Annotated in this window: 20 protein-coding genes; 11 read left to right on the top strand and 9 right to left on the bottom strand. The window is 69.1% G+C overall.

Features of this window, described 5'->3' with window-relative positions; translation table 11 throughout:
• The first annotated feature begins 97 nt into the window (after nt 1–97).
• The 5 genes from ACFXOO_RS14090 to ACFXOO_RS14070 all read left to right on the top strand — a co-directional run bounded on the left by ACFXOO_RS14090 (nt 98) and on the right by ACFXOO_RS14070 (nt 7,625).
• Nucleotides 98–2,173 (top strand): beta-galactosidase, encoded by a 2,076-nt coding sequence (locus tag ACFXOO_RS14090; RefSeq protein WP_378841918.1) that lies wholly within the window; start codon nt 98–100, stop codon nt 2,171–2,173.
• On the top strand, nt 2,170–3,111 hold the full coding sequence (locus tag ACFXOO_RS14085) for a carbohydrate ABC transporter permease (protein ID WP_378841916.1): 942 nt from the start codon (nt 2,170–2,172) through the stop codon (nt 3,109–3,111). Before ACFXOO_RS14090 ends, ACFXOO_RS14085 begins: the two co-directional genes overlap by 4 nt.
• The gene (locus tag ACFXOO_RS14080; protein WP_378841914.1) at nt 3,108–4,046 is read left to right on the top strand and encodes a carbohydrate ABC transporter permease; all 939 of its coding nucleotides are present in this window, start codon (nt 3,108–3,110) and stop codon (nt 4,044–4,046) included. Before ACFXOO_RS14085 ends, ACFXOO_RS14080 begins: the two co-directional genes overlap by 4 nt.
• Nucleotides 4,047–4,095: 49 nt before the next feature.
• On the top strand, nt 4,096–5,430 hold the full coding sequence (locus ACFXOO_RS14075) for an ABC transporter substrate-binding protein (RefSeq protein ID WP_378841912.1): 1,335 nt from the start codon (nt 4,096–4,098) through the stop codon (nt 5,428–5,430).
• A gap of 131 nt (nt 5,431–5,561) precedes the next feature.
• The gene (locus ACFXOO_RS14070; protein WP_394563910.1) at nt 5,562–7,625 is read left to right on the top strand and encodes an alpha-galactosidase; all 2,064 of its coding nucleotides are present in this window, start codon (nt 5,562–5,564) and stop codon (nt 7,623–7,625) included.
• Between the two features lie 16 nt (nt 7,626–7,641).
• Here the strand turns inward: ACFXOO_RS14070 and ACFXOO_RS14065 are convergent, their stop codons facing one another.
• The 3 genes from ACFXOO_RS14065 to ACFXOO_RS14055 are packed head-to-tail and all read right to left on the bottom strand — an operon-like array spanning nt 7,642 to nt 10,003.
• Nucleotides 7,642–8,115 (bottom strand): YdeI/OmpD-associated family protein, encoded by a 474-nt coding sequence (locus ACFXOO_RS14065; protein WP_378853775.1) that lies wholly within the window; start codon nt 8,113–8,115, stop codon nt 7,642–7,644.
• On the bottom strand, nt 8,112–8,801 hold the full coding sequence (locus ACFXOO_RS14060; protein ID WP_378841903.1) for a response regulator: 690 nt from the start codon (nt 8,799–8,801) through the stop codon (nt 8,112–8,114). Before ACFXOO_RS14060 ends, ACFXOO_RS14065 begins: the two co-directional genes overlap by 4 nt.
• Nucleotides 8,798–10,003 carry a sensor histidine kinase gene (locus ACFXOO_RS14055; protein WP_378841902.1) on the bottom strand — a complete coding sequence of 402 codons (1,206 nt, stop codon included), beginning with the start codon at nt 10,001–10,003 and terminating at the stop codon, nt 8,798–8,800. Before ACFXOO_RS14055 ends, ACFXOO_RS14060 begins: the two co-directional genes overlap by 4 nt.
• 167 nt (nt 10,004–10,170) lie before the next feature.
• Here ACFXOO_RS14055 and ACFXOO_RS14050 point away from each other — a divergent pair, with 167 nt between their 5' ends.
• The 4 genes from ACFXOO_RS14050 (at nt 10,171) to ACFXOO_RS14035 (ending at nt 13,712) form a co-directional block, all read left to right on the top strand.
• Nucleotides 10,171–10,866 carry an ABC transporter ATP-binding protein gene (locus ACFXOO_RS14050; RefSeq protein ID WP_378841901.1) on the top strand — a complete coding sequence of 232 codons (696 nt, stop codon included), beginning with the start codon at nt 10,171–10,173 and terminating at the stop codon, nt 10,864–10,866.
• Nucleotides 10,863–12,167, top strand: a complete 1,305-nt coding sequence (locus tag ACFXOO_RS14045) for an ABC transporter permease (protein WP_378841900.1) — start codon at nt 10,863–10,865, stop codon at nt 12,165–12,167. Before ACFXOO_RS14050 ends, ACFXOO_RS14045 begins: the two co-directional genes overlap by 4 nt.
• Before the next feature lie 85 nt (nt 12,168–12,252).
• On the top strand, nt 12,253–13,191 hold the full coding sequence (locus ACFXOO_RS14040) for an alpha/beta hydrolase (RefSeq protein WP_378841898.1): 939 nt from the start codon (nt 12,253–12,255) through the stop codon (nt 13,189–13,191).
• A gap of 92 nt (nt 13,192–13,283) precedes the next feature.
• Nucleotides 13,284–13,712 (top strand): VOC family protein, encoded by a 429-nt coding sequence (locus ACFXOO_RS14035; protein WP_378841896.1) that lies wholly within the window; start codon nt 13,284–13,286, stop codon nt 13,710–13,712.
• A 20-nt stretch (nt 13,713–13,732) separates the two neighbouring features.
• On the opposite strand, the gene ACFXOO_RS14030 is transcribed toward ACFXOO_RS14035, so the two are convergent.
• Nucleotides 13,733–15,367, bottom strand: a complete 1,635-nt coding sequence (locus tag ACFXOO_RS14030) for a Na+/H+ antiporter (protein WP_378841894.1) — start codon at nt 15,365–15,367, stop codon at nt 13,733–13,735.
• Nucleotides 15,368–15,632: 265 nt separating this feature from the next.
• Between ACFXOO_RS14030 and ACFXOO_RS14025 the strand changes: the two genes are divergently transcribed.
• The gene (locus ACFXOO_RS14025; RefSeq protein ID WP_378841892.1) at nt 15,633–16,529 is read left to right on the top strand and encodes an ATP-grasp fold amidoligase family protein; all 897 of its coding nucleotides are present in this window, start codon (nt 15,633–15,635) and stop codon (nt 16,527–16,529) included.
• Nucleotides 16,530–16,551: 22 nt separating this feature from the next.
• Here ACFXOO_RS14025 and ACFXOO_RS14020 read toward each other — a convergent pair whose 3' ends face one another.
• The gene (locus ACFXOO_RS14020) at nt 16,552–17,739 is read right to left on the bottom strand and encodes a helix-turn-helix domain-containing protein (protein WP_378841890.1); all 1,188 of its coding nucleotides are present in this window, start codon (nt 17,737–17,739) and stop codon (nt 16,552–16,554) included.
• Between the two features lie 93 nt (nt 17,740–17,832).
• Here ACFXOO_RS14020 and ACFXOO_RS14015 point away from each other — a divergent pair, with 93 nt between their 5' ends.
• Entirely contained in the window at nt 17,833–20,100 is a 2,268-nt protein-coding gene (locus ACFXOO_RS14015; protein WP_378841889.1) for a helix-turn-helix domain-containing protein, read from the top strand.
• On the opposite strand, the gene ACFXOO_RS14010 is transcribed toward ACFXOO_RS14015, so the two are convergent.
• From ACFXOO_RS14010 to ACFXOO_RS13995, 4 genes are read right to left on the bottom strand one after another with little or no spacing between them, the layout of a single operon-like run.
• Entirely contained in the window at nt 20,089–21,192 is a 1,104-nt protein-coding gene (locus tag ACFXOO_RS14010; RefSeq protein WP_394563908.1) for an alpha/beta fold hydrolase, read from the bottom strand. The two genes, ACFXOO_RS14015 and ACFXOO_RS14010, sit on opposite strands and share 12 nt — an antisense overlap.
• Nucleotides 21,074–22,018, bottom strand: coding sequence for a glycoside hydrolase family 43 protein (locus tag ACFXOO_RS14005; RefSeq protein WP_378841885.1), 945 nt, complete (start codon nt 22,016–22,018; stop codon nt 21,074–21,076). The genes ACFXOO_RS14010 and ACFXOO_RS14005 overlap by 119 nt, the downstream gene beginning before the upstream one ends.
• The gene (locus ACFXOO_RS14000; RefSeq protein WP_378841883.1) at nt 22,009–23,913 is read right to left on the bottom strand and encodes a glycoside hydrolase family 2 protein; all 1,905 of its coding nucleotides are present in this window, start codon (nt 23,911–23,913) and stop codon (nt 22,009–22,011) included. Before ACFXOO_RS14000 ends, ACFXOO_RS14005 begins: the two co-directional genes overlap by 10 nt.
• A gap of 11 nt (nt 23,914–23,924) precedes the next feature.
• On the bottom strand, nt 23,925–24,968 hold the full coding sequence (locus ACFXOO_RS13995; RefSeq protein WP_378841881.1) for a LacI family DNA-binding transcriptional regulator: 1,044 nt from the start codon (nt 24,966–24,968) through the stop codon (nt 23,925–23,927).
• Between the last annotated feature and the right edge of the window lie 45 nt (nt 24,969–25,013).

Here is a 25,013-nt window from a genome sequence, read left to right as displayed (position 1 = left end):
GTGCACACACGGTGAGCCCATTTTTTTGGTTCGCTTCTGTGCACGTGCACAGAACCGCGCCCGCGGTACCACGATCAGCGCCGATCACTGGAGACACGTGAGTACGACTGCCACCCGCAGCCCTTCGGATGTCGACGTCCGGACGGACGAGAACGAAGGGCGTCCCCGCTTCACGCACCGGGGCATCGCGTTCGGCTGCGACTACAACCCGGAGCAGTGGTCGCCGGACGTCTGGCGCGAGGACGCGGCGCTGATGCGCGAGGCCGGCATCGATCTCGTGGCGATCAACATCTTCGGCTGGGCACGCCTTCAGCGACCGGACGGCACCTTCGACTTCACCGACCTCGATGCGGTGATCGAGCTGCTGCACGCTCACGGGATCCGGATCAACCTCGGCACCGGCACGGCGTCGCCGCCGCCCTGGCTGACGACGCGGCATCCCGAGATCCTGCCGATGGTCGAGGACGGCACGCGCCGCTACCCCGGCGGTCGCCAGGCGTGGTGCCCGAGCTCGGCGGTGTTCCGGCACGCCGCGCTCACCGTCGTCGCGGCGGTGGCCGAGCGCTACGGCAGTCATCCTGCGGTCGCCCTGTGGCACGTGTCGAACGAGCTGGGCTGCCACAACGCCTACTGTCACTGCGAAACCTCGACGAACGCCTTCCGGGCGTGGCTGCGGGCCAAGTACGCCACGATCGACGGCCTGAACGCCGCCTGGGGCACGGCATTCTGGAGCCAGACCTACACGGACTGGTCGGAGATCCTGACGCCGCGCGCGACTCTTTCCACTCGGAACCCCGGTCAGATGCTCGACTATCGACGTTTCTCCTCCGACGCCCTCCGGGAGTACTACATCGCCGAAGCAAACGTGATCCGACGGCACAGCGACCGGCCGGTCACGACGAACTTCATGGTCACCGCGCACATCAGTGCACTCGACTACTGGTCGTGGGCGCCCGAGATGGACGTCATCGCAAACGACCACTACCTCGATCATCGCCTCGGCGCGCCGGCCGCGGAGCTGTCCTTCGCAGCCGACCTCACGCGTGGCATCGCGCAGGGGGAGCCGTGGCTGCTGATGGAGCACTCGACCGGCGCGGTGAATTGGCAGCCGACGAATCTCGCCAAGCTTCCCGGCGAGATGCTGCGCAACTCGCTGGCCCACGTCGCCCGTGGTGCTGACGGGGTCTGCTTCTTCCAGTGGCGTGCATCGCTCCAAGGGTCGGAGAAGTTCCACTCGGCGCTGCTGCCGCACGCCGGCACGGCGAGTGCGGTGTGGGATGAGGCGCTCGAGCTGGGACAGGCCGTCGGATCCATCGCCGAGGTCCAGGGCAGCCGAGTGGTGTCGGAGGCGGCGATCCTGTTCAGCTGGGATGCCTGGTGGGCGACCGATGCCGAGAACAGGCCGTCCACGGCCATCACCTATCTCGAACAGGTGCACTCCGCGTACGAAGCGATGCGGGCTGTCGGAGTGACGGTGGACGTCGTGCACCCCGACTCCGACCTCACCGCGTACCGGCTGATCGTCGTCCCCGCGCTCCACCTCGTCACCGACCGCGCGTCGGCGCGGCTCGACGAGGCCGTGGCCGGAGGAGCGCACACTCTCATCACCTTCTACAGCGGCATCGTCGACGAGAACGACCGGGTCCGCCCGGGCGGGTATCCCGGCGCCTGGCGGTCACTGCTCGGGGTCCGTGTCGATGAGTTCGCGCCGGTCATGCCGGGAACCGCGCTCACGCTGACGTCGGGTGCGGGTGCCACGCTCTGGACGGAGCGGATCGTCGTCTCGGATGCCGAAGTCATCGACCGGTTCGCGGACGGACCCGCGACGGGTATGCCGGCGATCACCCGCCGCCGGTCCTCGGGTCCGACGGATGCTGCGGGCGACGCCTGGTACGTCGGCACGATGCTGAACCCCGCCGATCTCACCCGACTCGTCCAGCGGGTCGTCGAAGGCGCGGGCATCGTCCCCGAGCCCGGCGCCGGACCGGACGTCGAAGTCGTCCGCCGTCGGATGGACGACGGTCGCGCCTGGCGGTTCGTCATCAACCACAGCACGGACACCGTGGAGGTCTCGGGCTCCGGCACCGAGCTCCTCAGCGGTCAGCGGGTGAGAGGTGCACTCACGATCCCTCCCGGCAGCGTTCGCGTCCTCAGAGAGGAGTCTCAGAGATGAGCTCGATCAAGGCCTCCCCTTCGGTGCTCGCCCCGCCGCCGACAGCAGCGCCGCCGCACAGAAAACCTCGAATCCGGAACGCGCCGATCGGGGCACTCCTGATCTTCGTCGGGCCCTTCGCGGCGCTGTTCATCCTGTTCTACCTCGTGCCGATCTGCTACGCGATCTGGAAGTCGCTGCAGGTGGTCGAGCGCGAGGGGACATTCGGTGAAGCGAAGGAGGTGTTCGGCGGTCTCGCGCAGTACGCCCGGGTCTTCGAGAACGAGGTGTTCTGGCAGTCGGTCGGCCGAGTGCTCCTGTTCGGCGCCGTGCAGGTGCCCGTCATGCTCGGACTGGCGCTGATCTTCGCACTGCTCCTGGACTCGCCCCTCCTCAGGGGCAAGCGCTTCTTCCGGCTGGCCTTCTTCGTCCCGTACGCCGTTCCCGGCGTCATTGCGGCGATCATGTGGGGCTTCCTCTATTCCCCGCGGCTGTCCCCGTTCACCGCCTTGACGAGTCAGGTCGATCTGCTCTCGGCGGACTTCGTGCTCTGGTCGATCGCGAACGTCGTCACGTGGGTCTTCGTCGGCTACAACATGCTCATCATCTACTCGACTCTGCTGTCGATCCCGCCCGACCTGTACGAGGCTGCGCGCCTCGATGGAGCCGGTCAGCTGCGCATGGCCTGGTCGATCAAAATCCCGCTCGTCCGGCCGTCGCTCGTCCTGACCGCCGTGCTGTCGATCATCGGCACGCTGCAGCTGCTCGCCGAACCGCAGACCTTTCGCGCGTTCAGCTCGGCGGTCACCAGCACGTTCACTCCGAACATGACGATCTACGCCACGAGCGCCGTCCCCAACGTCCCGCTGGCGGCCGCCATGTCGGTGGTGCTCGCGCTCGCGACATTCATCCTGTCCTTCACGTTCCTCAGCCTCACGCGACGGAAGGCGGCATCATGAGCCTCGCGACGAATCCGGATGCTCCGCGCACGTCCTCGCTGGACACACGCGCTCTCGTGACAGGCTCCGGGCGGCGGAATGACCGCGCCCGCGGACCCCGCGAGGGGATCGTCCCCCGTGCCGCGGCGCTGCTCGTCATGACGGTGTTTACCCTGTACTTCCTGACGCCCATCTGGTGGCTGCTGGTGGCCTCGACCAAGTCGCGCGGCGACCTGTTCTCCACCAATCCCCTGTGGTTCGCCGAGCCGCAGTTCTTCGAGAACCTCACCGGGCTCTTCGGGTACCGCGATGGGGTGTACGCGCGGTGGCTGCTCAACAGTGCGCTCTATGCCGGCGTCGGGGCGCTCGTCGCCACGATCCTCGCGGGGATGTGCGGCTACGCGTTGGCCAAATACCGATTCCGTGGCCGCGAGACCATCTTCAACGTGGTTCTGGGTGGGGTCCTGGTGCCGGCGACGGCGCTCGCGCTTCCGCTGTTCCTCCTCTTCAGTCAGGTCGAGCTCACCAACACGTTCTGGGCGGTCTTCCTGCCCAGCATCGTCAGCCCGTTCGGCGTCTACCTCACGCGCGTCTTCGCCGAGGCATCCGTGCCCGATGAACTGCTCGAGGCGAGTCGCCTCGACGGGGCGGGCGAAGTGCGCACCTTCTTCACCATCTCGGTGCGTCTGATGTTCCCCGCGCTCGTCACGGTTTTCCTGTTCCAGTTCGTCTCGATCTGGAACAACTTCTTCCTGCCGCTGATCATGCTGCGCAGCGAGGAGCTGTTCCCGGTGACCTACGGCCTGTACGCGTGGAACTCCACGATCAACCAGTTCCCCGAACTGCGGACGTATGTGCTCATCGGCTCGCTCCTCTCGATCATCCCGCTGATCATCACCTTCCTGATCCTGCAGCGCTTCTGGCGCAACGGGCTCGGGGCAGGCGCCCTGAAGTAAACCCCCGCCCGCACCACGGACGGTCCACCCCCACCAAGAAAGAGAGATCATGCGCAAGACATCACGAGCGGTCACTGCAGCCCTGCTCGCAACCGCAGCACTCACCATCGCCGGCTGCTCCGGCGGTGGCTCCAGCACCACCGATCCTGCGGCGGGCGGCGACTGCGCCCCCTCCGGCGGCGATGTGACGCTGTCCTTCACCACCTGGATCCCCGGCATCGAGGACGCCGTGGCGATCTGGAACGAGGCCAACCCCGACATCCAGGTCGAGGTGCAGACCGGGCCGTCCGGCAATGCCGGTACGTACCAGAACTTCTTCAACCAGCTCGAAGCGGGGAACGCGCCCGACCTCGGACAGATCGAGTACGACGCACTGCCCAACTTCCGCGTGCAGGATGGCCTGGAAGACCTCTCGGCGTGCGAGGAGGTCGTCGCGGCCGAAGACCAGTTCCTCCCGTGGACCTGGGGACAGGTCACCCTCGGCACGGAGAACGAGGTTTACGGCGTTCCTCAGGACCAGGGGCCTATGGGTCTGTTCTACCGCTCGGACCTCTTCGAGCAGAACGGTATCCCCGTGCCGACGACGTGGGCCGAGTACCGCGATGCTGCGGTGAAGATCCGGGCACTGGGCGGCTACATCACGAACTTCTCACAGACCGACATCAACCAGTTCGCCGGGTTCGTCTGGCAGGCCGGCGGCGAATGGTTCAGCAATGACGGCGATGCGTGGTCGGTCGATCTGACCAGCCCCGAATCAGTCAAGGTCGCGGACTACTGGCAGGACCTGCTCGAGAACGATCTGGTGTCGACCTATCCGGCATGGACCGACGAGTGGAACAACGCCTACAACTCCAGTGAGGTGTGGACCTGGAACTCCGCCGTCTGGGGTGCGAACTCGATCCTGAGCGGCGCTCCCGACACCTCGGGCAAGTGGTCCGTAGCCCTCGCGCCGCAGTGGGAAAGCGGGCAGGAAGCCGCCGGTAACTGGGGTGGATCGTCGGTCGCCGTCTTCAAGGGCACCGAGCACCTCTATGAGGCGGCGAAGTTCGCGCTGTGGTTGAACACGGATGCCGAGGCTCTGACCTCGCTCAACAAGACGGCCCAGATCTACCCGGCCACCACCGCCGGTCTCGAGCTGCCGTCATTGTCGGAAGGCGTCGAGTTCTACGGCGGACAGAAGATCTACGACGTGTTCGCCGAAGCGGCGACCCAGGTCAGCCCCGACTTCGTGTGGGGCCCGACCATGACGCAGACGTACGCCGACGTGTCGGACGGCTTCAAGGCATCCGCCTCGGGGAGCGAGACGCTCGCCGACGCCCTGGCCGCCAGCCAGGCGTCCACGATCGAAGCGCTGAAGGCACAGTCCATCCCGGTCGCGGAGTGACGGCTTCATGATCACCCACCTCCGCGGGGGGGGGGGGGGGGGGGGGTGTTGGGGGCAGGATGCGGGGGCCCCCCCCTTTCTCTGCGCTCTCCCCCCCCCCCCCCCCCCCCCCCCCCCCGGGGGTGCCGTCCGTGATCCACTGGGGCGCGGACCTCGGTCACCTCGATGAGCGTTCGCTCGCCGCCTTGGCCGAGGCATCCGTCCCCGCAGTTCCGCCGTCGTCGATCGACGTGCCGCTGACCGTCTCCCTCGTGCCCACCATCGGCGAGGGCTGGACCGGCAGGCCGGCGCTGGCAGTCTCGCGTCCTGAGGGATCGAGGGGAGCATCGCAGGCGAGAGCGCTGCGGTTGCGTCGGGTCGGAGAGGCCGGTTCGAGCCCGGCGCAGGCCGTCGTCTACGCGCTCGCGGACGAAGAGGCCGGCGTCAGGGTCGAGATCGAGATGGAGCTCACCGACCAGGGCGTGCTGCGTTCGCGCGCGGTGGTCACCAACACTGGGTCCGATGGGCTCGGGGTGGCCACGGTCGCGATCGTGCTCCCGGTCCCCGAGCGGGCCGATGACCTGCTCGACTTCTCGGGTCTCTGGGCGCACGAGGGCCGTCCCATCCGCCGTCCGCTCGATCACGGAGTACATGCCCGCGAGAGCCGGCACGGCCGTGGTGGCCACGACAACCCCGCCCTGCTCTCGGCGGGCGTCGCGGGATTCGGCTGGGAGACCGGCGAGGTCTGGGCGCTGCACGCGGCGTGGAGCGGCGACACCGACCTGTGGGCGGAGCGGTCCGCTCTCGGGCGATCCGTCCTGGGCGCGGGCGAGCTGCTCGCGCCGGGCGAGATCGTGCTCGCCGCGGGTGAGTCCTACCGCTCCCCGTGGGTGATCGCGATCTACTCCTCGGAGGGGATGAACGGCATCAGCGATCGCGTGCATCCGTGGGTGAGGTCGTGGTCATCGGTGCCGCGTCTGCCCCGGCCGGTGGTGCTGAACACGTGGGAGGCGGTGTACTTCCGGCATTCCCTGGAGGCACTGACGCCTCTCATCGATGCGGCGCGAGAGGTCGGGATCGAGCGCTTCGTGCTCGACGACGGCTGGTTCCACGGACGCACCGACGATCGGAGGGCGCTGGGCGACTGGAGCGTCGATGAGACGGCCTGGCCGGATGGACTCGAACCTCTCATCCGCCGGGTCCATGAGGCAGGGATGCAATTCGGGCTGTGGGTCGAGCCGGAGATGATCAGCGTCGACTCCGACACTGCGCGAGCCCATCCGGAGTGGATACTCGGCCGGGAGGGCGACCTCGAGTGGCGCTTCCAGCGCGTGCTCGACCTCACGGCGCAGGGCGCCGCAGCCCACGTCTTCGACAGGATCGATGAGCTGCTCCGCGCCCACGACATCGCCTACCTCAAGTGGGACCACAACAGGGACCTGCTGACGGCCGGCGCACATCAGCAGACGGCGGCCGTGTACGCCCTCATCGATCGGCTGCGTGCCGCCCACCCCCACGTCGAGATCGAATCCTGCGCGTCCGGCGGCGCACGTCTGGATCTGGGGATGCTCTCGCGTGTCGATCGGGTGTGGCCCAGCGACACGAACGATCCGCTCGAGCGGCAGCGCATCACCGCATCCAGCGGGATCCTGATCCCGCCCGAGTATCTGGGAGCGCACGTCGGCGCGGAACGCGCCCACACCACGCACCGACATGCGGACGCGTCGTTCCGCTTCGCCACCGCCCTGTTCGGCAGCGCGGGTGTCGAGTGGGACCTGTCGAGGGCGACCCCGGAGGAGCGCGGCACCGTCGCCGGATGGATCGCCCAGCACAAGCGCCTGCGCTCGCTGCTGCACACCGGACGTGTCGTCCGTGCGGACACGGCGGATCCGGGACAGGTGGTCCACGGCGTCGTCGACCGATCGCGTCGCCAAGCCGTCTTCTCGATCGCGATCGTGGATTCCGCCCGCGGCGCCCTTGCTCCACCGGTGCGCTTCCCCGGCCTCGACCCGGACGCCCGGTACGCCGTTCGGCCACTGGACCTCGGGGCACCGGTCGTCACGATCGCCGACCGGCCACCGCCTTGGTATGCCGCGGGCGGCGCGCTCCTCGCGGGGCGGCTCCTGGTCGAGGTCGGACTGCCGATGCCGCTGCTGGCTCCGCAGCATGCGCTCGTCCTGCACCTGGTCGCCGTCGGCGAGAGCTCGTCCGACTGATCGGGCGGGCCCGTCGTCACAGGGCGTCGACGACCGCCTGGATGCGGCGGGCCCGCGTCGTCGCCGTGGCTGCGGCCTCGACGGGCGCGAGCCGTCTGCGACGTGCAGCAGGCGGCAGAGATTCCCACGCCGCGCGGGTTCCAGCTGCATCGAGGGAGTGAGCGACGTCCGGGGGCAGTGGAACGTCGTCGGGGTCGACGGGCGCGAGGTGGCCCCGAACGGGGTCTCCGGCTTCGAGGCGCAGGCGCCGGAGCAGGGATGCTCCCGCCCAGACGAACGTCCCGTCGAAGACCGGCGCCCGCGTCAGGGCGAGGTTGACGGGCACCCCTTCGAGCTCACCGGCTATGCGCCTGGTTCCGACCGACTGCGCCGCCTCGACCAGCGCCGGCGGCACTCGGATCACGGTGTACACCGAGGTGCCCCACGGCATCGGCTCGATGAACCCGTCGATGGGATGCTCGGGCCCCAGCGCCGGCCACTGAGGGCTCATGGCCCGGTGTCCCAGCCGGGCGCGAGCAGGCGGCTCTCGTAGGCGATGATCACGAGCTGGGCCCGGTCGTGGGCGTGGAGCTTCGCCATGATGCGGTTCACATGGGTCTTCGCCGTATGCGGGGAGATCACCAGGGTCTCGGCGATGTCCTGGTTGGACTGCCCGCGCGCGACCAGCAGCATGACCTCGCGTTCGCGGTCGGTCAGAGGTTCGAGCTGCGGCGGCACGGCCGGGGTCGTCCCATGGCCGGGCTTCGCGGTCGGGACCACGTATCGGGTGATCAGGCTGCGCGTGGCCGCGGGCGACAGCAGTGCGTCCCCGGCATGCACCGACCGCACCGCACGCGCGATGTCTTCGGGCTCCGCCCCCTTGCCGATGAATCCACTCGCCCCGGCTCGGAGCGCGGCCACGAGATACTCGTCCTCCTCGAACGTGGTGAGGATGAGCACCCGGGTGTCGACGAGTTGCGGATCCGAGCAGATGGCCGCGGTGGCCCCGATTCCGTCGAGGACCGGCATCCGGATGTCCATCAGGACGACATCCGGTCTCAGCCGGCGGGCGAGCGTGATCGCCGCCGTGCCGTCGGCCGCCTCGCCGATGACGTCGATGTTCGATTCTGCCGACAGGATGTCGGTGACCGCCTGTCGGATGAGGGATTGATCGTCGACGACGAGGACCGTGGTCACGACGGCTCCCCCTCTCGGGTGGGGAGACGGGCGGCGAGACGCCAGCCGCCCGGATGGGCTCCCGCCTCCATGGTTCCTCCGACCGACGCGGCCCGCTCACGGACGCCGAGCAACCCGTGCCCTCCCGAACGCAAGCCGTCCGCGGTCTCGGCGAGCGTTCCCCCCGCTTCGGCGGTGGGATTGGTGATGACCACGATGGTCTCGCCTTCTCCGACCTCGACGAGCACGTGCGCGCGGTGGAGGGCGCCGTGCTTGTGCGCATTCGTCAGGCCCTCCTGAACGATCCGGTAGCCGACGAAGGAGACGGCATCCGGCAGAGCGGCCGGATCGCCCTCGACGCGGGTGGTGACGGCGAGCCCCGCCGCAGCGAATTCGGAGACCAGCTCGTCGAGGTCGTCGAGTCCGGCCTGGGGACGGGCGACGTTCGGCCGCTGGTCCTCCCCGCGCAGGACTTCGAGCAGACTGCCGATCTCGCCGAGGACGGTCCGGGAGGCGTGGCGGATGCTCGCGAGCGCTTCCCGCGCGCGCTCGGGACGCGTCTCGAGCGTCGACGATGCGACGCCGGCGTTGAGGCTGATTACCGAGATCTGGTGCGCGACGGCATCGTGGAGATCGCGGGCGATGATCAGTCGTTCCTCCGCCACCCGGCGGCTCGCCTCGGCCTCTCGCGTCGACTCGGCGCGTTCCGCGCGTTCGGTCATCACCCTGATGTACTCGCGGCGTGATCGGTTGGCGTCCCCCGCCGCCGCGGCGAAGGCGATCGTGACGGCGAACTGCAGAGAGCGGGGATCGAAGACGCCACCCTCGGCCACGAGCAGACTGAGGAGCGTCACCGCGACCGCCGCGGCGACCGCGATGATCGCACTCGTCCGGCGGGGGAACCGGTTGGCGATGGTGAACATGGAGATCGCCGTCGCGAGGACGATTCCGGGCGACAGGGTGCCCAGGAGCGCCGCGACACCGTAGAGCCCGATGATGAGCCCCAGCACCACGACCGGCCACCGCCGGCGCGCGGGCAACAGCGCCGCCGGCGCGACCACCACGGCGAGGACGACCGCGTCGGCGGGACGGAACTCCGCCTGCGGGAAGGGGATGAACGCCGCCCAGACGACCACCACCGCGGCCAGGATGTCTCCCACCCAGGCGGGCGGCCGGCGATGGGGCGCCGCAGCGTCCCATGCATGCCGGGTCGCGTCTGCCATTCGACCAGTGTGCCGGGCGGCGGCCGGCACCGAGTCAACCCCACGCGGCATCCGACGTACCGCGATCGCGGTATCGAGGTGACTCCCGGCGGGGGACGCGGGGGGAGAGCATCCCGATCAGTCTGGGATCAGCCCGAAATCAGCCGGGTCTACGGAGGAGACGAACCATGACGCCGATCATCTCGGTCAAGGACGTGCGCAGGTCGTACGGACGCGGCCAGAACCGCTTCGAAGCTCTCAAGGGGGTGAGCTTCGACATCTCGGAGGGCGAGAGCGTCGCGATCGTCGGAAAGAGCGGGTCGGGGAAATCGACCCTGATGCATGTGCTCGCGCTCCTGGACGGTCCCACGTCGGGCGTTGTGGAGCTCGAAGGAGTCGACACGCGAGGTCTGCGCGGCCGACGGCTGAACCGCACGCGCAACAAGACCTTCGGCTTCGTGTTCCAGCAGTTCTTCCTCACCGCGAACGCCTCGGTGCTCGAGAACGTGATCCTGCCCCTGAAGATCGCGGGCGTCAGCCGAGGCGAACGACGGCGGCGAGGTCTTGCGGCACTCGAGCAGCTCGAGCTCGCCGACAAGGCGAAGAGCAAGGCCGTGAATCTGTCGGGCGGGCAGAAGCAGCGCACCGTCATCGCGCGCGCCCTGGTGAACAACCCGCGCATCATCTTCGCGGACGAGCCCACCGGCAATCTCGACACCGCCACCGGTGCGGTCGTGGAGGACATCCTCTTCTCGCTCAACCGGGAGCACGGCATCACGCTGATCGTGGTGACCCACGACGAAGATCTGGCCGCGCGCTGCGACCGCCGCATCTTCATCCGCGACGGCCTGCTCGTCGAAGACTCCCGGGCGGTGGCGGCGTGAAGACCATCGACCTGATCGGCGCCGCCGTCTCGAACACCTTCCGCTCGAAGACCCGCACGATCCTGACCATTCTGGCCATCTTCGTGGGAGCCTTCACGCTCACCCTCACCAGTGGGCTGGGCACCGGCATCAACGCGTACATCGACGACACCGTCTCGGGAATCGGCGCGTCCGACACCATGATCGTGACGAAGAACTCCGACGAGACGAGCGCGTTCGGCGCATCCGGGCCCCAGGAGTACAACCCGGATTCGATCGCGAGCTCTCAGGCGGGCCCTCCCGGAGCGACGGTCATCGCGCTCGGTCCGGATGACCTGGACCGGCTGGCGCAGGTGGACGGGGTGCTCGACGTGCAGGCCACGAAGTCCATCAGCGCGGACTACATCGTGGCAGGCGGGGGAACCGAATACGTCGTGAGCGTCGGCGCACTCGTCGCCGGGCAGACCGTCAACCTGCTCGCCGGGCAGGAGGCGTCCAACGACGCCGATGAGTTCGAGCTCGTTCTGCCGGCGTCGTACGTCGAGCCCCTCGGCTTCGCCAGTGACGATGACGCCGTGGGCCAGACCGTCTCGATCGGCATCACGGACGCGCAGCGCACCCCGCACGTGATCGTCGCGACGATCACCGGTGTCGCCGAAGAGAGTATCGCCTCCCCGACCGGCGCGGCGATCGTCCCGAACGACGCACTGACCGACGAGCTCTACGAGACGCAGAACATCGGGGTGCCCGCCGACCAGGTGGAGCGGTACGCGCAGGCGACCATCCGGTTCGCCCCCGACGCCACCGATCAGCAGATCACCGATCTCAAGGCGCGGCTGACGGACGCGGGCTACACCGGCACGACGGTCGCCGATCAGCTGGGCACGGTCAAGACCGTGATCGACGGCATCGTGCTCGTCCTGAACGCCTTCGCCGTCATCGCGCTGCTCGCCGCCAGCTTCGGCATCGTGAACACCCTGCTCATGTCGGTGCAGGAGCGCACACGCGAGATCGGCCTGATGAAGGCGATGGGCATGGGAAGCGGCAAGGTCTTCGGGCTGTTCAGTCTCGAGGCCGCCTTCATCGGATTCCTCGGCAGCGCCATCGGGGCGGCGGTCGCGATCCTCGCCGGAACCGGCATCAGCGCGGCGCTCTCGGGATCGCTGCTCGCCAACCTGCCCGGACTCACGCTGATCGCATTCTCGCCGGGATCGATCGCGATCATCATCCTCATCGTGATGGTCATCGCCTTCCTCGCCGGCACCCTGCCCGCGGCGCGAGCCGCCAAGGCCGACCCGGTGGAGTCCCTCCGCTACGAGTAGAGCCCCGCGGGAGTGCCCGCGGCGTCGATCAGCGGTCATCCGCTCTCATCGACGCCGCGGGTGACGCCGCGGGTAAGGTCGCACCATGGAGCCACTCGCCCCGGGGATGCGGCGCCTCGGCAAGGTTCTGCGCCGCATGCCGGGATCGTCGATCGCCACGGCGACCGACCCGCAGATCGAGCGCAGCTCCGGCGCCGAGGTTCCGGAACCGGTCGCCTCCGTCCTGATGGGCCGCAGTCCGAAAGGTGTGCGCGTCTCCGACCGCGTGGTCGGCGGAATCACCGTGCGCGTCTACACACCGGGCACACCGGGCACCCCCGGCAGCGGGCGCCCACTCGTGGTCTTCTTCCACGGCGGAGGGTTCGTGTTCGGAGATCTTCGCGGTGGTGATTGGATGTGCGGCACCGTCGCGAAGCGGCTCGATGCGATCGTCGTGTCGGTGCGGTACCGGCTGGCGCCGCGGCATCCGTTCCCCGCCGCTGTGGACGACTGCTACGCCGGGTTGGTGTGGGCAGCGGAATATGCGGCGGACCTGGGAGCCGACCCGTCTCGTGTGGGCGTCATGGGCGAAAGCGCGGGCGGCAACCTCGCCGCCGTCATCGCCCTCGCGGCACGCGACCGGGGGGGTCCGATGATCGCTCACCAGGCGCTGCTGTACCCGGCGACCGGCGCCGGCGACACGGAGTCCCGCAGAGCCAACGCCGACGGGTTCATCCTCACCGCGGCCGACATGAAGCGTTTCGGTGAACTGTACGGCGGAGACGAGGACGACTGGCGCGTGTCGCCGATCAGGGCGGTCTCCCTCGCCGGACTGCCGCCTGCCGTCGTCGTCGTCGCCGGCCACGACCCACTCCACGACGACGGGATCCGCTACGCCGAGAAGCTGCGGGAGGCGGGTGTCCCGGTCGATCTCATCGACTACCCGGCGATGCCGCACGGCTTCCTCAACTTCCCGCGCTTCGCGCGCGACGCCGAGCCGGCCATCAATGCCGTCGTCGAGGCGCAGCGGGCGGCACTCGCCTGACCCGAGGACGGGGAGGGGCGGCGATCCGACCGATCCCCGGGCGGGGTATTCGGTCCTGACGTTCCGGGCCGCAGCGGACTATCTTCGACGACATGGATGCTCGGGTCACCTTCATCACGCTCGCCGTCGCCGATGTCGCGGCCTCGCGGGGCTTCTATGTCGACGGTCTGCGCTGGCAGCCCGAGCTCGAGGTCGACGGGGAGGTCATCTTCTTCCGCGTCGCGCCGTCGGTCACGTTGTCGCTGTGGAGCAGGTCGCAGTTCGAGGCGGAAGTCGGGCCGGTGCAGTCCGGTCCCGGAGCACCTCCCCTCACCCTGGCGCACAACATGCCCGATCGACGCGGCGTCGATGAGGTGCTGGCGGATGCCGCGGCCGCGGGCGCCCCCGTCGAATCCCCCCGGGAGCGGGAGTGGGGTGGGTACTCCGGATACTTCCAGGACCCGGACGGGTATCGGTGGGAGGTCGCGTACAACCCGGGACCCATCGGGGTCGATCTGATGAAGGCCGCCGGGCTCGTCTGAGCCTGCACGGCGGTCGAACGTCAGTCGACCGGCTCGACTCCCGTCACCCGCAACTGCTCGACGTCCAGGCGGGTCTGGACCGTGCGGGCGACGGCGTCATCGATGACCCCCTCCCGCAGCAGCTGCAGGAGCACTTCGCGCTTGCGGTCCAGGACCGCGAGCCGCAGCTGATTGGACGCCTCTTCGCGCGCCACCGGGGCGGGAGCCTGGTCGTCTCCGCCCGACGCACCGCGGTCCGACATCGGGGGAGAGTCCTCTGAGGCGAGATCCGCCCGCGCCTCGACCAGCTCCAGCCGCTCGCGATACTCCTGGGTGAGGCGCTCGCGCGCGTCATCGGCCACGTCGAACCGCTCCGCGAGACCGTCGATCGCATCGATCGCCGCCTGAAGCGTCACGCGCTCCGCGTGTTCGAGTTCATCGGCCTCCTCGGTGTCGTCGGGCAGACGTGCCCACCGCACCACGAGGGGGAGCAACGGACCCTGGACGAGGAGGGTGAGAAGGATGACACCGGCCGTGATGAACAGGATCTCGTCGCGCCCGGGGAACGGGTCTCCGTTCGACACCGTCAAGGGCACCGACAGCGCGATCGCCAACGACACCGCACCGCGGAAGCCCGCGACCGTGCTGACGATGCGGGCACGGTAGGTCATCCGGCGGTCGCGTTGCGCGGGACGGCGATCGAGCAGACGGATGAGCTGCACGCTGACGGTCTGGAAGCCGAATCGGACCACCAGCAGCGTGACCCACACGGCGATCGTGATGAAGATGAGCGAGGAGACCTGCCGCATGTCGATCTCCCGCACGACCGCCTGCACCTGCAGCCCCACGAGCACGAACAGCGCCCCGTTCAGGAGGAGGGATCCGAGCGGCCATACCCATTCCGTCTGGCGTCTCGACGCGGGCGTGCTGATCCGGGGGGAGAGGAAGGTGATGATGAGCCCGGTGGTGACGACGGCGAGCACGCCCGACGCTTCGACGAGTTCAGCGAGGAGATAGGCGGCGAACGGGATGATCACGAGGGCCACGTTGATCAGCATCGGGTCGCTGAGCCGTCGCATCACGAGGTAGGCGACAGCGGCCACCAGCGCGCCGGCGACGAGGCCCCCGCCGTACGACAGCAGCAGGAGACCCGAGATCGACAACGGGGTGTACTGCCCGCCGACGGCAACACCCACGGCGATCGCGTACACCACCAGTGCGGTGCCGTCGTTCGTCAGGCTCTCGGCCTTGAGCAGCATGAAGTTGCGGCGGGGGAGTGTGCGTCCGAGGGCGGCGACCGCTGTGGCGTCGGGCGGGGCGATGGCGGCGCCCAGGATGAGCGCAGCCCCCCACGGGAGGCCCATCAGATGCGCGACCGCCGCGGCGCCGAGCGCGGTGGCGACCACCAGGAGCGTGCTCATCAGAACGATGCCGCGAAGGGCGCGCTTGATCGACCTCAGCGAGGTCGTGAGGCTCTCCCAGAACAGGATGACCGGCAGGAAGAGGAGAAGCACCGCCTCGGGCGGAAGCTCGATGGCGCGCAGCTGCGGCACGAACCCGAGACCGAGCCCGAAGACGAGCAGGATCAGGGGCAGGGCCACACGGATCCGCGGTGCCAGGACGGCACCCGCGAACACGGCGATGCCGAGGATGACGATGACCTCAAGACCTTGCATGGCGTGAACCTCCCGTTCAGCGCCGCAGAGCCAGCGAGTACGCTGCAGACGATCGGCCGCGAGCCTCCGGGTCACGCAGAAGGGTGAACCCTCGGAGGAAGCGCCTCCGCCCATTCTACGACCGCGCGCGAGCGGGGGACCGGTGAAGCCCGACGGGTTCTCGGACATCCGGGCGGTGCGCAACGCTCTCCGTCGAGCAGGTGTCCCCGCTCACGTGCGCACTAGCGTGTACACCTGTGCATCCGAGCGCACCACGGGGGATTCGATGAACGAGAAGCAGGTGCGCTGGCGCGAGCGAAGCCGTCTCGTGCGGGCGGCGCGACTGTGGCGGACGCGGCATCCACGCACCTTCCGAGAGAAGGTGCGCTACAAGATGCTGCGGGACCACCGGGAGCTGCTGGTGACCTTCGCCGACAAGGCCGCCGTCCGTCAGTACGTGGCAGCGCTCGTCGGAGAGCAGTACCTCCCCGTGGCGCACGCCGTCTTCGACGACCCCGGCATGCTCGACCGGGTGGAGCTGCCGGCCGCCTACGTGGTCAAGCCGACGCACGGCAGCGGCGCCGCGCTGATCGTCTCGGAGTCGGCGCCGGCGGATGCCCGTCTTCCGCAGGACGGGCAGAGCTGGACGTACAGCCACGTTCGTCCCGAGCACGTCACGCGCGAGCAGATCGCGCGACTGAGCAGGGGATGGCTCGACCAGGTCTACGGGCAGGGCCCCAACAAGGAGTGGGCCTACGGACGCGTACCGCGCGGCGTGATCATCGAGGAGATGCTCGTCGGCGCCGACGGTGGTGTGCCTGCGGACTACAAGTTCTTCGTCTTCCACGGCGCCTGCGCCTTCGTGCAAGTGGATGCCGGCCGCTTCGGGACGCGGACGCAGGACTTCTTCGACCCGCAGTGGCAGCACCTCGCACTGAGCGGCGGCCCGCCGTGGGCCGACCCCCCGCCGGCAGCGCCCGCCGCGCTGGCGGAGATGCTGGACGTGGCCGCACGCCTGGGAGCGGGGACCGACTTCGTGCGCGTCGATCTCTACGACGTCGCGGGCCGCATCGTCTTCGGTGAGCTCACGAGCTACCCCGCCGGCGGTGACAGCCCCTTCCACCCGGAGAGCTTCGACGAGGAGTTCGGGCGTCCGTGGGTGGTTCCGCGTCGATACCGATGATCGAGTGGGGGAGGACGTCGCCTCAGATCCGGCCGCTCGCCTCCCACACGCGCGTCAGTTTGAGGGCCAGATGCAGCGTGCTGCGCTGCATCCCGTCGGCCATCGCCGTGCGCACGACCTCCGGCATCTTCTCCAGCCGGTAGTAGAGCGTCGCGCGGTGGACGAAGAGCAGCTCGCACGCCCTGCTGACCTGCCCGCCGGCATCGAGAAGGGTCTCGATGGTGCGGCGCTGCGTGTCGTCGGCCTGCGCGACGAGCGCCTGCGCAGCGGGCGAGAAGACACCCAGCCACGAGGGGTCGGCCCCGATGGCGCTGAGCATGGCCCACCCGCCCAGTCGATCGATGTCGACCGAGGGGTGGAATTCCTCGAAAGACGCGGAGAGCTCCGCCGCCGCGACGGCCTGGTCGGCGGCGGCCCCGAGGTCGGTGGCCGAGCGGGTGGGTGACGCGGTGCCGATGCCGAGAATCCGGATGCCACGGCGTGCGCCCTCGTCGATGACCGCGTGATCGACCGACGCGTCGACCGACGGACCGACTGCGAAGATGATGTCCGGACGGACGCCCGCGAACCAGAGCGGCACGGGTCGCATCGTCGACAGGAAGTGCCCGAATGCCTGACACTGCACGTCGTTGACCGCGGTGCCGATGGCGAGGGCTCGCACGACCGTTCCCTGACCGCGCTGCAGCCAGCGACGACCGAGTGCGGTCTCGTACGAGCGGGCGCGGTCGTCGAGGCGCCCGGACAGGAGCGCGCCCATGACCTCCTCGCGATCGGATCCGACCGCGGGCCTTCCATCGCTCAGGATGGCGGTCACCAACATCACGGCGGAGTCGACGGCCTCCCACTGCGCAGCCGTGAGAAGGGGGAGCTGCGGGTGGGAGATCTCGAGCCGCCCGAGGGTCGTCGACGCGACGCGGACGTCCACGCCGGTGGTGTGCGGCTGCGGGTGGTCGGTGTCGGAGAGGGCGCGCAGGACGGTTCGGCCGGTGCTCGCGGCAAGCTCCGAGCCGTCGGGTCCGCGCAGGCAGACAGGTCGGTCCACGGCATCGGCGAGTTGATCGATCACGTCTCGCAGCGACGCAACCCCCGGTTCGTGAGCGGCGAGGTCGAGGTTGGTCATACGCATGATTCCCATCTGCCGGATACCGGATGCGTCGGCCCTCTGCTCGGCTTGTGCAGCAGTGGTGCGGACTGGGACTCTGAATGACATGGCCCCCGCATCCATCAGACCGCTGAGCACTGCGCGCGCACCACGAGGAAAGCATGAAGTTTCGGTATACACACCTGCGCGGGCCCGTCCCTGATGGCCGATCGCACTCTCGGTGAGCTTCTTCGGGCCCACCGATTGGCCGAGGACCTGACGCTCGAGGCGCTCGCCGAGCGCGCCACGGTCAGCGATCGCACGATCAGCGACATCGAGCGGGGCGTGAGTCTCGGCCCGCGCCGCAGTACCGTCGATGCCCTCGCCGCCGGTCTGCAGCTCGACCCCCGCGCACGCGATGAGCTGGTGACCGCCGCCCGTACGGGCAGGCGGTCCGCGGCCGCTTCTGCGCCGCATCTCGACCGTCAACCGCGCCGGCTGAGGGACTTCACCGGACGGGAGAAGGAGATCACCCGTCTCGTCGCCTTCTTCGCCGACGCCGCCGCCGACGCCGACCTGCCCGCGACGGCCGTTGCCGTGTTGAGTGGCGCGCCGGGTGTCGGGAAGACGACGATCGCCGTCGAGGCAGCGCACCGCGTAGCCGACGGCGACCGTGTGCGTCTCTTCGTCGACCTCGGCAGTTCGGGCGGCGCACGCCTTTCGCCTGTCCAGGTTCTGCAGGCTCTCCTGCGGCAGGTGACCCACGGCGCGGACGAGTCCCGCACGCTGACAGAGGCCAAGTCGGCGTGGTCGGCGGCGACGGAGAGATTCGGCGTGATCGCCGTCCTCGACGATGCGGCATCGGAGGCGCAGGTGCGTCCGGCGCTCAACGCCGCCGAGAACGCGATCGTGCTGGTGACCTCCAGGCGCAGCCTGGCGGGGCTCGAGGGCGCCCGTCACTTCTCCGTCGGCACCCTCGCCCGCAGCGAGAGCGTGCGTTTCCTCGAAGAGACCATTCCGGCGGACCAGAGGCGGGCCGGCGACCTGGACGAGCTCGCGGCGTTGTGCGGCGACCTCCCGCTCGCGCTGCGGGTCGCCGCGAATCGCATCGCGTCGAGACCCGCCTGGGATGTCGACGATTTCCTCCGTCGGCTCCGCTCCGAGCGCACCCGCCTGCGCAGCCTGGTCGCGGGCGATCTCGGCGTGGCACCGGCCTTCGCCGCGTCGTACGCCGATCTGCCGCCTCAGACGCAGGACTTCTTCCGCACGTTGTCGCTGCTGCACGGCTCCTCCTTCACCGCTCGACTCGCGGGCGCGGCATCCGGAATCGAGGAGGACGCGGCGTACGAGCTGCTGGAAGAACTCGTCGATCTCGGACTGGTCGAATCGCTCCGTGGCTACCGCTATCGTCTGCACGACCTGCTGAGGATCTATGCGGCGGAGAGATTGTCTGCCGACGTGCCGGCAGACGTCGTCGCCCGGCGCGAGCAGGCACTGCGCAGCTGGCTTCTCGCCACGGCGGCCGACGCGGGTCTCATGTTCGCCTCGGCTCGGCGCGGCGGGGAGGGCGCCGGCCCTTCCCGAGGATCGTTCGAGACCGCCGAGCATGCTCGGGCGTGGTTGATGGGTGAGGCCGACGCCTGGTTCTCGGCCTATCGGGAGACCGCCGCCCGCGGCCTGCACGGTGAACTCGTCGAGGCGGCCGCGGGCATCACACCCTTCGGTGACCGGTGGCATGCGTGGGGACACTGGCACGAGTTCTTCGAGCTCGCCGCCTCTTCTGCGGCAGCCGTGGGCGACGGCAGCGCGCAGGCGGACGCTCTGAACAACCTCGGACACATGCACGGGCACGAGACGTTCGATTTCGCTGCCGCGTTGGAGGCCGGGCGGCGAGCGCTGGCCGTCGCGCAGGAGTGCGGTGATGAGCGACAGATCGCGTGGGCGGGGGTGACCATCGGCTTCAGCGCGTACCACCTCGACGACATGGATCTGGCGCTCTCGTCCTCGAGCGAGGCGATCTCGCTCTTCCTCTCACTGGCCGACGCGGAAGGTGAGCTGCAGGCTCGCGCAACCGTGGCGTTGGTGCTGATGAGCCGCGACCCGGCGGCGGCGCTCGCCGAACTGGAAAGGATCCTGGACGTCACGGACGCACCCACCGCTGCGCTGTCGGAGCACTATCGGCACATCACCAGGCTCAACTCGTGGAACGCTCGCGCGAAGGCCCTCCTGAGTCTGGAACGCTACGCCGAGGCGGCGGATCAAGGATCGGCCCTCATCCGCGTCGCGGAGCTGTCCGTCCCCATCGACGACGCCGGGCGAGCCCGCGGTCACCGACACCGAGGCTTCGCGCGCCTCGGGCAGGGCGATCTGAAGGAGGCTCGGCGGGAACTGGAGAGAGCGCTCGAGCTGGCGGGCGAGCACCGTCCCGAGTACTGGGCGGACGAGATCCAGGCGGCACTCGATTCGCTGCCTCCGGGCTCAGACGATTGAGGGCTTCTCCGACAGAAAGGCGAGGATGTCCTGGTCGAGGGCGGCCTGGTAGGACCCGCTGATGCCGTGCGGCGCGCCGGGGTACACCTTCAGGGTGCCGTGCGAGACCAGGGCGATCGACTTCTCGGCGGAGACGCCCACCGGAACGATCTGATCGTCGTCGCCATGGGCGAGGAAGATCGGTACATCGAGCGCCCTGAGGTCGTCCGTGAAGTCCGTCTCGGAGAACGCCTCGACGCCGTCGTACGCGGCCGCCAGATTCAGGAGCTGTCCCTGGCGCCAGAAGTCACGTCTCACTCCCTCCGAGATCGCACCGCCCGGCCGGTCGGCACCGTAGAACGACTCGGCGAGCTCGATCCAGAACTGCGACGCATCCCGAAGCACGCCCGCGCGCATCGCATCCAGGGTTTCGATGGGGGTCCCGTGGGGGTTGGCCTCGGACTCCACCAGGATCGGCGCCACACCGCCGACGGTGAAGATCCGCCGCACGCGTCCCGCCCCATGCTGCGCGGCGTACCGGATGACCTCGCCGCCACCCGCGGAGTGCCCGATCAGAGAGACCTCGTCGAGGTCGAGCTGCTCCACGATCTCCGCGAGATCGCGGGCGTAGGTGTCCATGTCGTTGCCGGCATATGTCTTCGCGGATCGGCCGTGGCCGCGGCGGTCGTGGGCGATCGCCCGGTAGCCGCTGTCGGCGAGCAGTTTGACCTCCACCTGCCACGCGTCGGAGGACAACGGCCAGCTGTGGCTGAGGATGACGACGGGACCGCGCCCCTGGCTGGTGTAGTAGAGCTCGGTTCCGTCCGACGTCGTGATGTACGGCAGGGTCGTTCTCCTTCGCGACGAATGCCCGTTCGGCAGTCCGAAGGTAGGGCGGTCGGTGCGACCGCGGCATGGACATCCGTCGACTCCTCGTGCGACAGATGTCGAACCCCCGGCGACCCATCGCTGCTCGCGACCGGCGGCGCGCGACCTACCAGGGCGGGAGGACGACCACCGGACTGTCGGCCAGGAACCGAATCGGGGCGACGTGCATCTGCCGGGCCGTGCCCGCGGCGTTCCACGCGTGGAACACGATCGCGTCCGATCCATCGGGCGCCTGGACGAGCGAGTTGTGCCCGGGCCCGATGAGGCCGCCGCCGCTCGCGAGGAGGGCGGGCGCGCCGAGGGGAGCGTGCTGCCACGGGCCGCGCGGGTGGGGCGCGGATGCCCACGACACGGCGTATCCGGCACCCGTCCACGCGCCACCGGAGAAGGTCATCCAGTACGTCCCGTTCCTGCGCACCACCGAGGGGCCCTCGAGCGTGTGCCAGTCGTACACGCCGTCGTACATCGATCGATCGCGTTCATAGATCTGCCAGTCGGCAAAGGGTGCCAGGACCGACTCCACCCTCGTGAGCTCGGTCGGAGAATCGAGATCCCCGACGGCGAGATGCGTTCCCGGGCGGTCGGCGTCGAGGACGTCGCGGGCGTAGAAGAGGTACCACCGCCCGTCCGCGTCTTCGAACGGATGCGGGTCGATGGCGAAGCGCTCGCCCGGCGTCAGATTCACGCCGAGGTCGACGAAGGGTCCGGCGGGGCCGTCCGCCCTGGCGACCCGGATGTGGTGTCCTGAGATGTCGTGGCCCACGGAGAAGTACATCCACCACGCGCCGTCCCGTTCGCAGACCTCCGGCGCCCAGTACTGGTCTCCGATGTCGGCGGGCACGCGTTCGAGGGCCGGTCCCGCGCTCGTCCAGGTGACGAGGTCGTCCGAGAGCAGCACTTCGAAGACGCGGGCGCTGTCGGATGCTTCGGGGTGCGTGCCGTACGCGGCGTAACCTCCGCTGTCGAGCCTCACCACGAAGGGGTCGGCGAAGTAGCCGGGCCTCACCGGCGGACGCAGCCGGTCGTCGGTGCGCACGTCGTTCACGGCCACGCCTGGTCTTCGGCGTGCTGCGCCTGCTCCTCGACGGACTCCCACTGCTTCTCCTCCGTGAGCGCCCTCCGGCCGAGCATGGTCTTCCGGATGGTCTTGACGGGGAGCTTGGGTGTGCGGTCGGCGCGGACGAGTCCGTTCGTCTCCTGGAGGGTGTCGGCGAGCTGCGTGTAGCAGTAGCCCGCGAGCACCTGACTGTCGTGCACGGCGCTCATTACCGCGTCGAGGCGCTCGTGGAAGTCGCCGTCGGAGGACGCCTCGGTGTAGCCCCACGCGTTCTTCGTGCGCTCCACATCGAATTTGATGCCCCCGAACTCCGTGAGCATGACCGGCGCCTTCGACACGTCGCCTTCCACGACCAGACGTCGCCCGGCGGGGCCGATCCCCTCCAGCATCCGCTCGATGGCCGCTCGATCCCGATAGCGCCGTCGCAGGATCTTTCCGCTGCCCTCGTAGTCGTGGATGGCGAGGATGTCGGTGTTCACCTGCTCCCACCCGTCGTTCGAGACGACCGGGCGGGTGGGATCGAGTGCCTTCGTCAGGCTGACGAGCGATGCGGCGTAGTGCGTCATGGCGTCGTCGTGAGCGATGTGCTGAACGCCCCAGCTCTCGTTCAGAGGAACCCACGTGACGATCGACGGGTGCGAGAAGTCGCGATGGACGACCTCCAGCCACTCGCGGATCGTGCGCTGCACGGAGGTGGGCGTGAAGGTGAAGCTCGCGGGCGCCTCGCCCCACACCATGAGGCCGAGGCGGTCCGCCCAGTAGAGGAAGCGCGGGTCCTCGAACTTCTGGTGCAGCCGCGTCGCGTTGAAGCCCAGGTCCTTGATGAGCTGGACCTCTGCCCGGAGGGCATCCGCCGAGGGCGCCGCGAGGTGCGACTGGGGCCAGTAGCCCTGCGCCAGCACGGATCTGACGTACAGCGGCCGGTCGTTCAGCAGGAACGCGCCCCGGTCGACGGAGGTGCTGCGCATCCCGAGGTAGGACGCGACCACGTCGAGGTCCGCACCGCCGGCGGAGACTTTCAGCGTCGCATCGAGGAGGCGGGGGCGCCGGGGCGACCACAGCAGCTCCTCGTAGGCCTGCCCGTTGGTCTGCCGGGTCAGCGGCACGTGGAGCTCCACCTCTGCGCTGTCCACGGCCACCGCGGCTCGACCGAGGACGGTTCCCCGGTAGCGCAGTTCCACCTCCACCGTGGCGCCGGGGGGAGGTGTGGCGCTGAGCCCGATCCGGGCGTGCACCTGCGCCGTGGCGCCGTCGCTCCGCCAGTGGATCCAGTCGATCGCCGGCGTCGGCACCGACTCCAGCCAGACGGGCTGCCAGATCCCACTCGTGCGGTGGTACCAGATGACGTGCGGGGTCTCGCGCCAGTCCTGCTTCCCGCGGGGTTGACTGACGTCCGACGGGTCGTCCTCGACGCGCACGACGACGTCGTCACCGCCGTCGCCGCCGCGGACCACATCGGTGATGTCGACCGAGAAGGGAGTGTGCCCGCCCTCGTGCGATCCGACTCTCTCTCCGTTGACCCAGACGACGGCGCGGTAGTCGACCGCTCCGAAGCGCAGCATCAGCCGGCGCCCGACCGCGTGCCCCGCAGTGGCGATGTCTTCCGCGCTGAGCCGGCGGTGATACCAGAGCGCTCTGTGGAAGCCCGTGTCGTGCACGCCGGATGCGGCGGACTCCGGCGGGAACGGAACCAGGATCGTCCGGTCGAACTCAGGATGCTCGTACCAGCGTTCGCGGAGACCGATGTCGTCAGGGTCGAAGGCGAAGTTCCATGGCCCGCTGATGTCGACCCAGGCGGAGCGCAACAGCTGCGGCCGGGGGTGGCTGCCGTCCTGATGGGTCGCCGAAAGCTGAGCGGTCCGGTCGTCGTTGATCATGACGACCAGCATGCCTCAATTGTTCAGCGCTGTAAAACACTCTCCTGCGTCCGATCGGAGACGGCCGGGGCGCTTTCCCGGATGACGAGCCGGTGGCCGACCAGCTCATGGCGACCCGCGCCTTCCATCCCTTCGATGCGCTCGACCAGCATCTCCATGGCCCGGAGCGTCAGCGCGGCGGTGTCGGGGGCGAGCGAGGTGATGCTCGGATGCGTCACCCGGCTCATCATGATGTTGTCCCAGCCCGTCAGCGCGACGTCGTCCGGAACGCGGATCCCGCGTTCCTGCAGAGCCCGCAGTGCGCCGATGGCGGCGAGGTCGTCTCGGCAGACCAGACCGTCGAAGCGGGTTCCCTCGTCCAGCGCCCTCCCCACCCCGAGGACGGCCGCCATCGGCGTGACCGTGTCGCGGGGGAGGAGCAGCTGCGGATCGGGCGCGATCCCTGCGTCCTCGAGCGCCTGCTGGTAGCCCATGATGCGCTGGGAGGAGGCCGCCGACAGCTTGCCCGATTCGTGGCCCGCGAAGGCGATCCGCCGGCGTCCCAGCGTGATCAGGTGGTTCGTGGCATCCCGCGCAGCGCTGACGTTGTCGATCATCACGCGGTCCATGGTCAGCGGGGCGGCGCCTTCGCCCAGGATCACGATCGGCACGGCACTGCGGTGTCGAGCGATCTCGAGTGAAGACACCACGGCCGGTTGGAACAGCATTCCGTCCACGAGCCCGGCCTCGAAGCTCTCGAGCACGGCACGCTCGCCCTCGAGCGTGCCGTCGGTCTCGTCGACGAGCACGCGGTAGCCCATCGAATGGGCTGCCGCCGACACGAGCCGCGACAGCTCGGCGAAGTAGGGGATGCCGACGTTGGAGAACGAGAGGGCGATGAGGCCGGTGCGACCCGTCGCGAGGGTGCGTCCCATGAGGTTCGGTCGGTAGTCCAGCTCGTCGATGGCCCGTTGCACCCGGTCGCGCGTCGAGGTGCTCACGTGCTTGTAGCCGCGGACCACGTTGGAGACCGTCTTCATCGAGACTCCGGCCAGTTCGGCCACATCCTGAAGGCGAACTCCGCCCATGCGTCCCCCTTGTCCAGGCATCCGGTATCCGGGGTTCAGGGTACA

Source organism: Microbacterium sp. P03, assembly GCF_043556235.1.
Taxonomy (GTDB): Bacteria; Actinomycetota; Actinomycetes; order Actinomycetales; family Microbacteriaceae; genus Microbacterium.
Note: the sequence above shows the minus strand (reverse complement) of the source record. Positions and strands in the feature narration are given on the sequence as shown.

Coding starts and splice junctions, on each gene's coding strand:
- ACFXOO_RS14000 (WP_378841883.1), bottom strand. CDS start 23,913: ATGCTGGTCGTCATGATCAACGACGACCGGACCGCTCAGCTTTCGGCG.
- ACFXOO_RS14010 (WP_394563908.1), bottom strand. CDS start 21,192: ATGGATCGGACGCGATCGTGTTCCACGCGTGGAACGCCGCGGGCACGG.
- ACFXOO_RS14065 (WP_378853775.1), bottom strand. CDS start 8,115: ATGAGCCCTCAGTGGCCGGCGCTGGGGCCCGAGCATCCCATCGACGGG.
- ACFXOO_RS14030 (WP_378841894.1), bottom strand. CDS start 15,367: ATGCAAGGTCTTGAGGTCATCGTCATCCTCGGCATCGCCGTGTTCGCG.
- ACFXOO_RS14085 (WP_378841916.1), top strand. CDS start 2,170: ATGAGCTCGATCAAGGCCTCCCCTTCGGTGCTCGCCCCGCCGCCGACA.
- ACFXOO_RS14040 (WP_378841898.1), top strand. CDS start 12,253: ATGGAGCCACTCGCCCCGGGGATGCGGCGCCTCGGCAAGGTTCTGCGC.
- ACFXOO_RS13995 (WP_378841881.1), bottom strand. CDS start 24,968: ATGGGCGGAGTTCGCCTTCAGGATGTGGCCGAACTGGCCGGAGTCTCG.
- ACFXOO_RS14075 (WP_378841912.1), top strand. CDS start 4,096: ATGCGCAAGACATCACGAGCGGTCACTGCAGCCCTGCTCGCAACCGCA.
- ACFXOO_RS14055 (WP_378841902.1), bottom strand. CDS start 10,003: ATGGCAGACGCGACCCGGCATGCATGGGACGCTGCGGCGCCCCATCGC.
- ACFXOO_RS14025 (WP_378841892.1), top strand. CDS start 15,633: ATGAACGAGAAGCAGGTGCGCTGGCGCGAGCGAAGCCGTCTCGTGCGG.
- ACFXOO_RS14020 (WP_378841890.1), bottom strand. CDS start 17,739: ATGTCATTCAGAGTCCCAGTCCGCACCACTGCTGCACAAGCCGAGCAG.
- ACFXOO_RS14050 (WP_378841901.1), top strand. CDS start 10,171: ATGACGCCGATCATCTCGGTCAAGGACGTGCGCAGGTCGTACGGACGC.
- ACFXOO_RS14080 (WP_378841914.1), top strand. CDS start 3,108: ATGAGCCTCGCGACGAATCCGGATGCTCCGCGCACGTCCTCGCTGGAC.
- ACFXOO_RS14035 (WP_378841896.1), top strand. CDS start 13,284: ATGGATGCTCGGGTCACCTTCATCACGCTCGCCGTCGCCGATGTCGCG.
- ACFXOO_RS14015 (WP_378841889.1), top strand. CDS start 17,833: ATGGCCGATCGCACTCTCGGTGAGCTTCTTCGGGCCCACCGATTGGCC.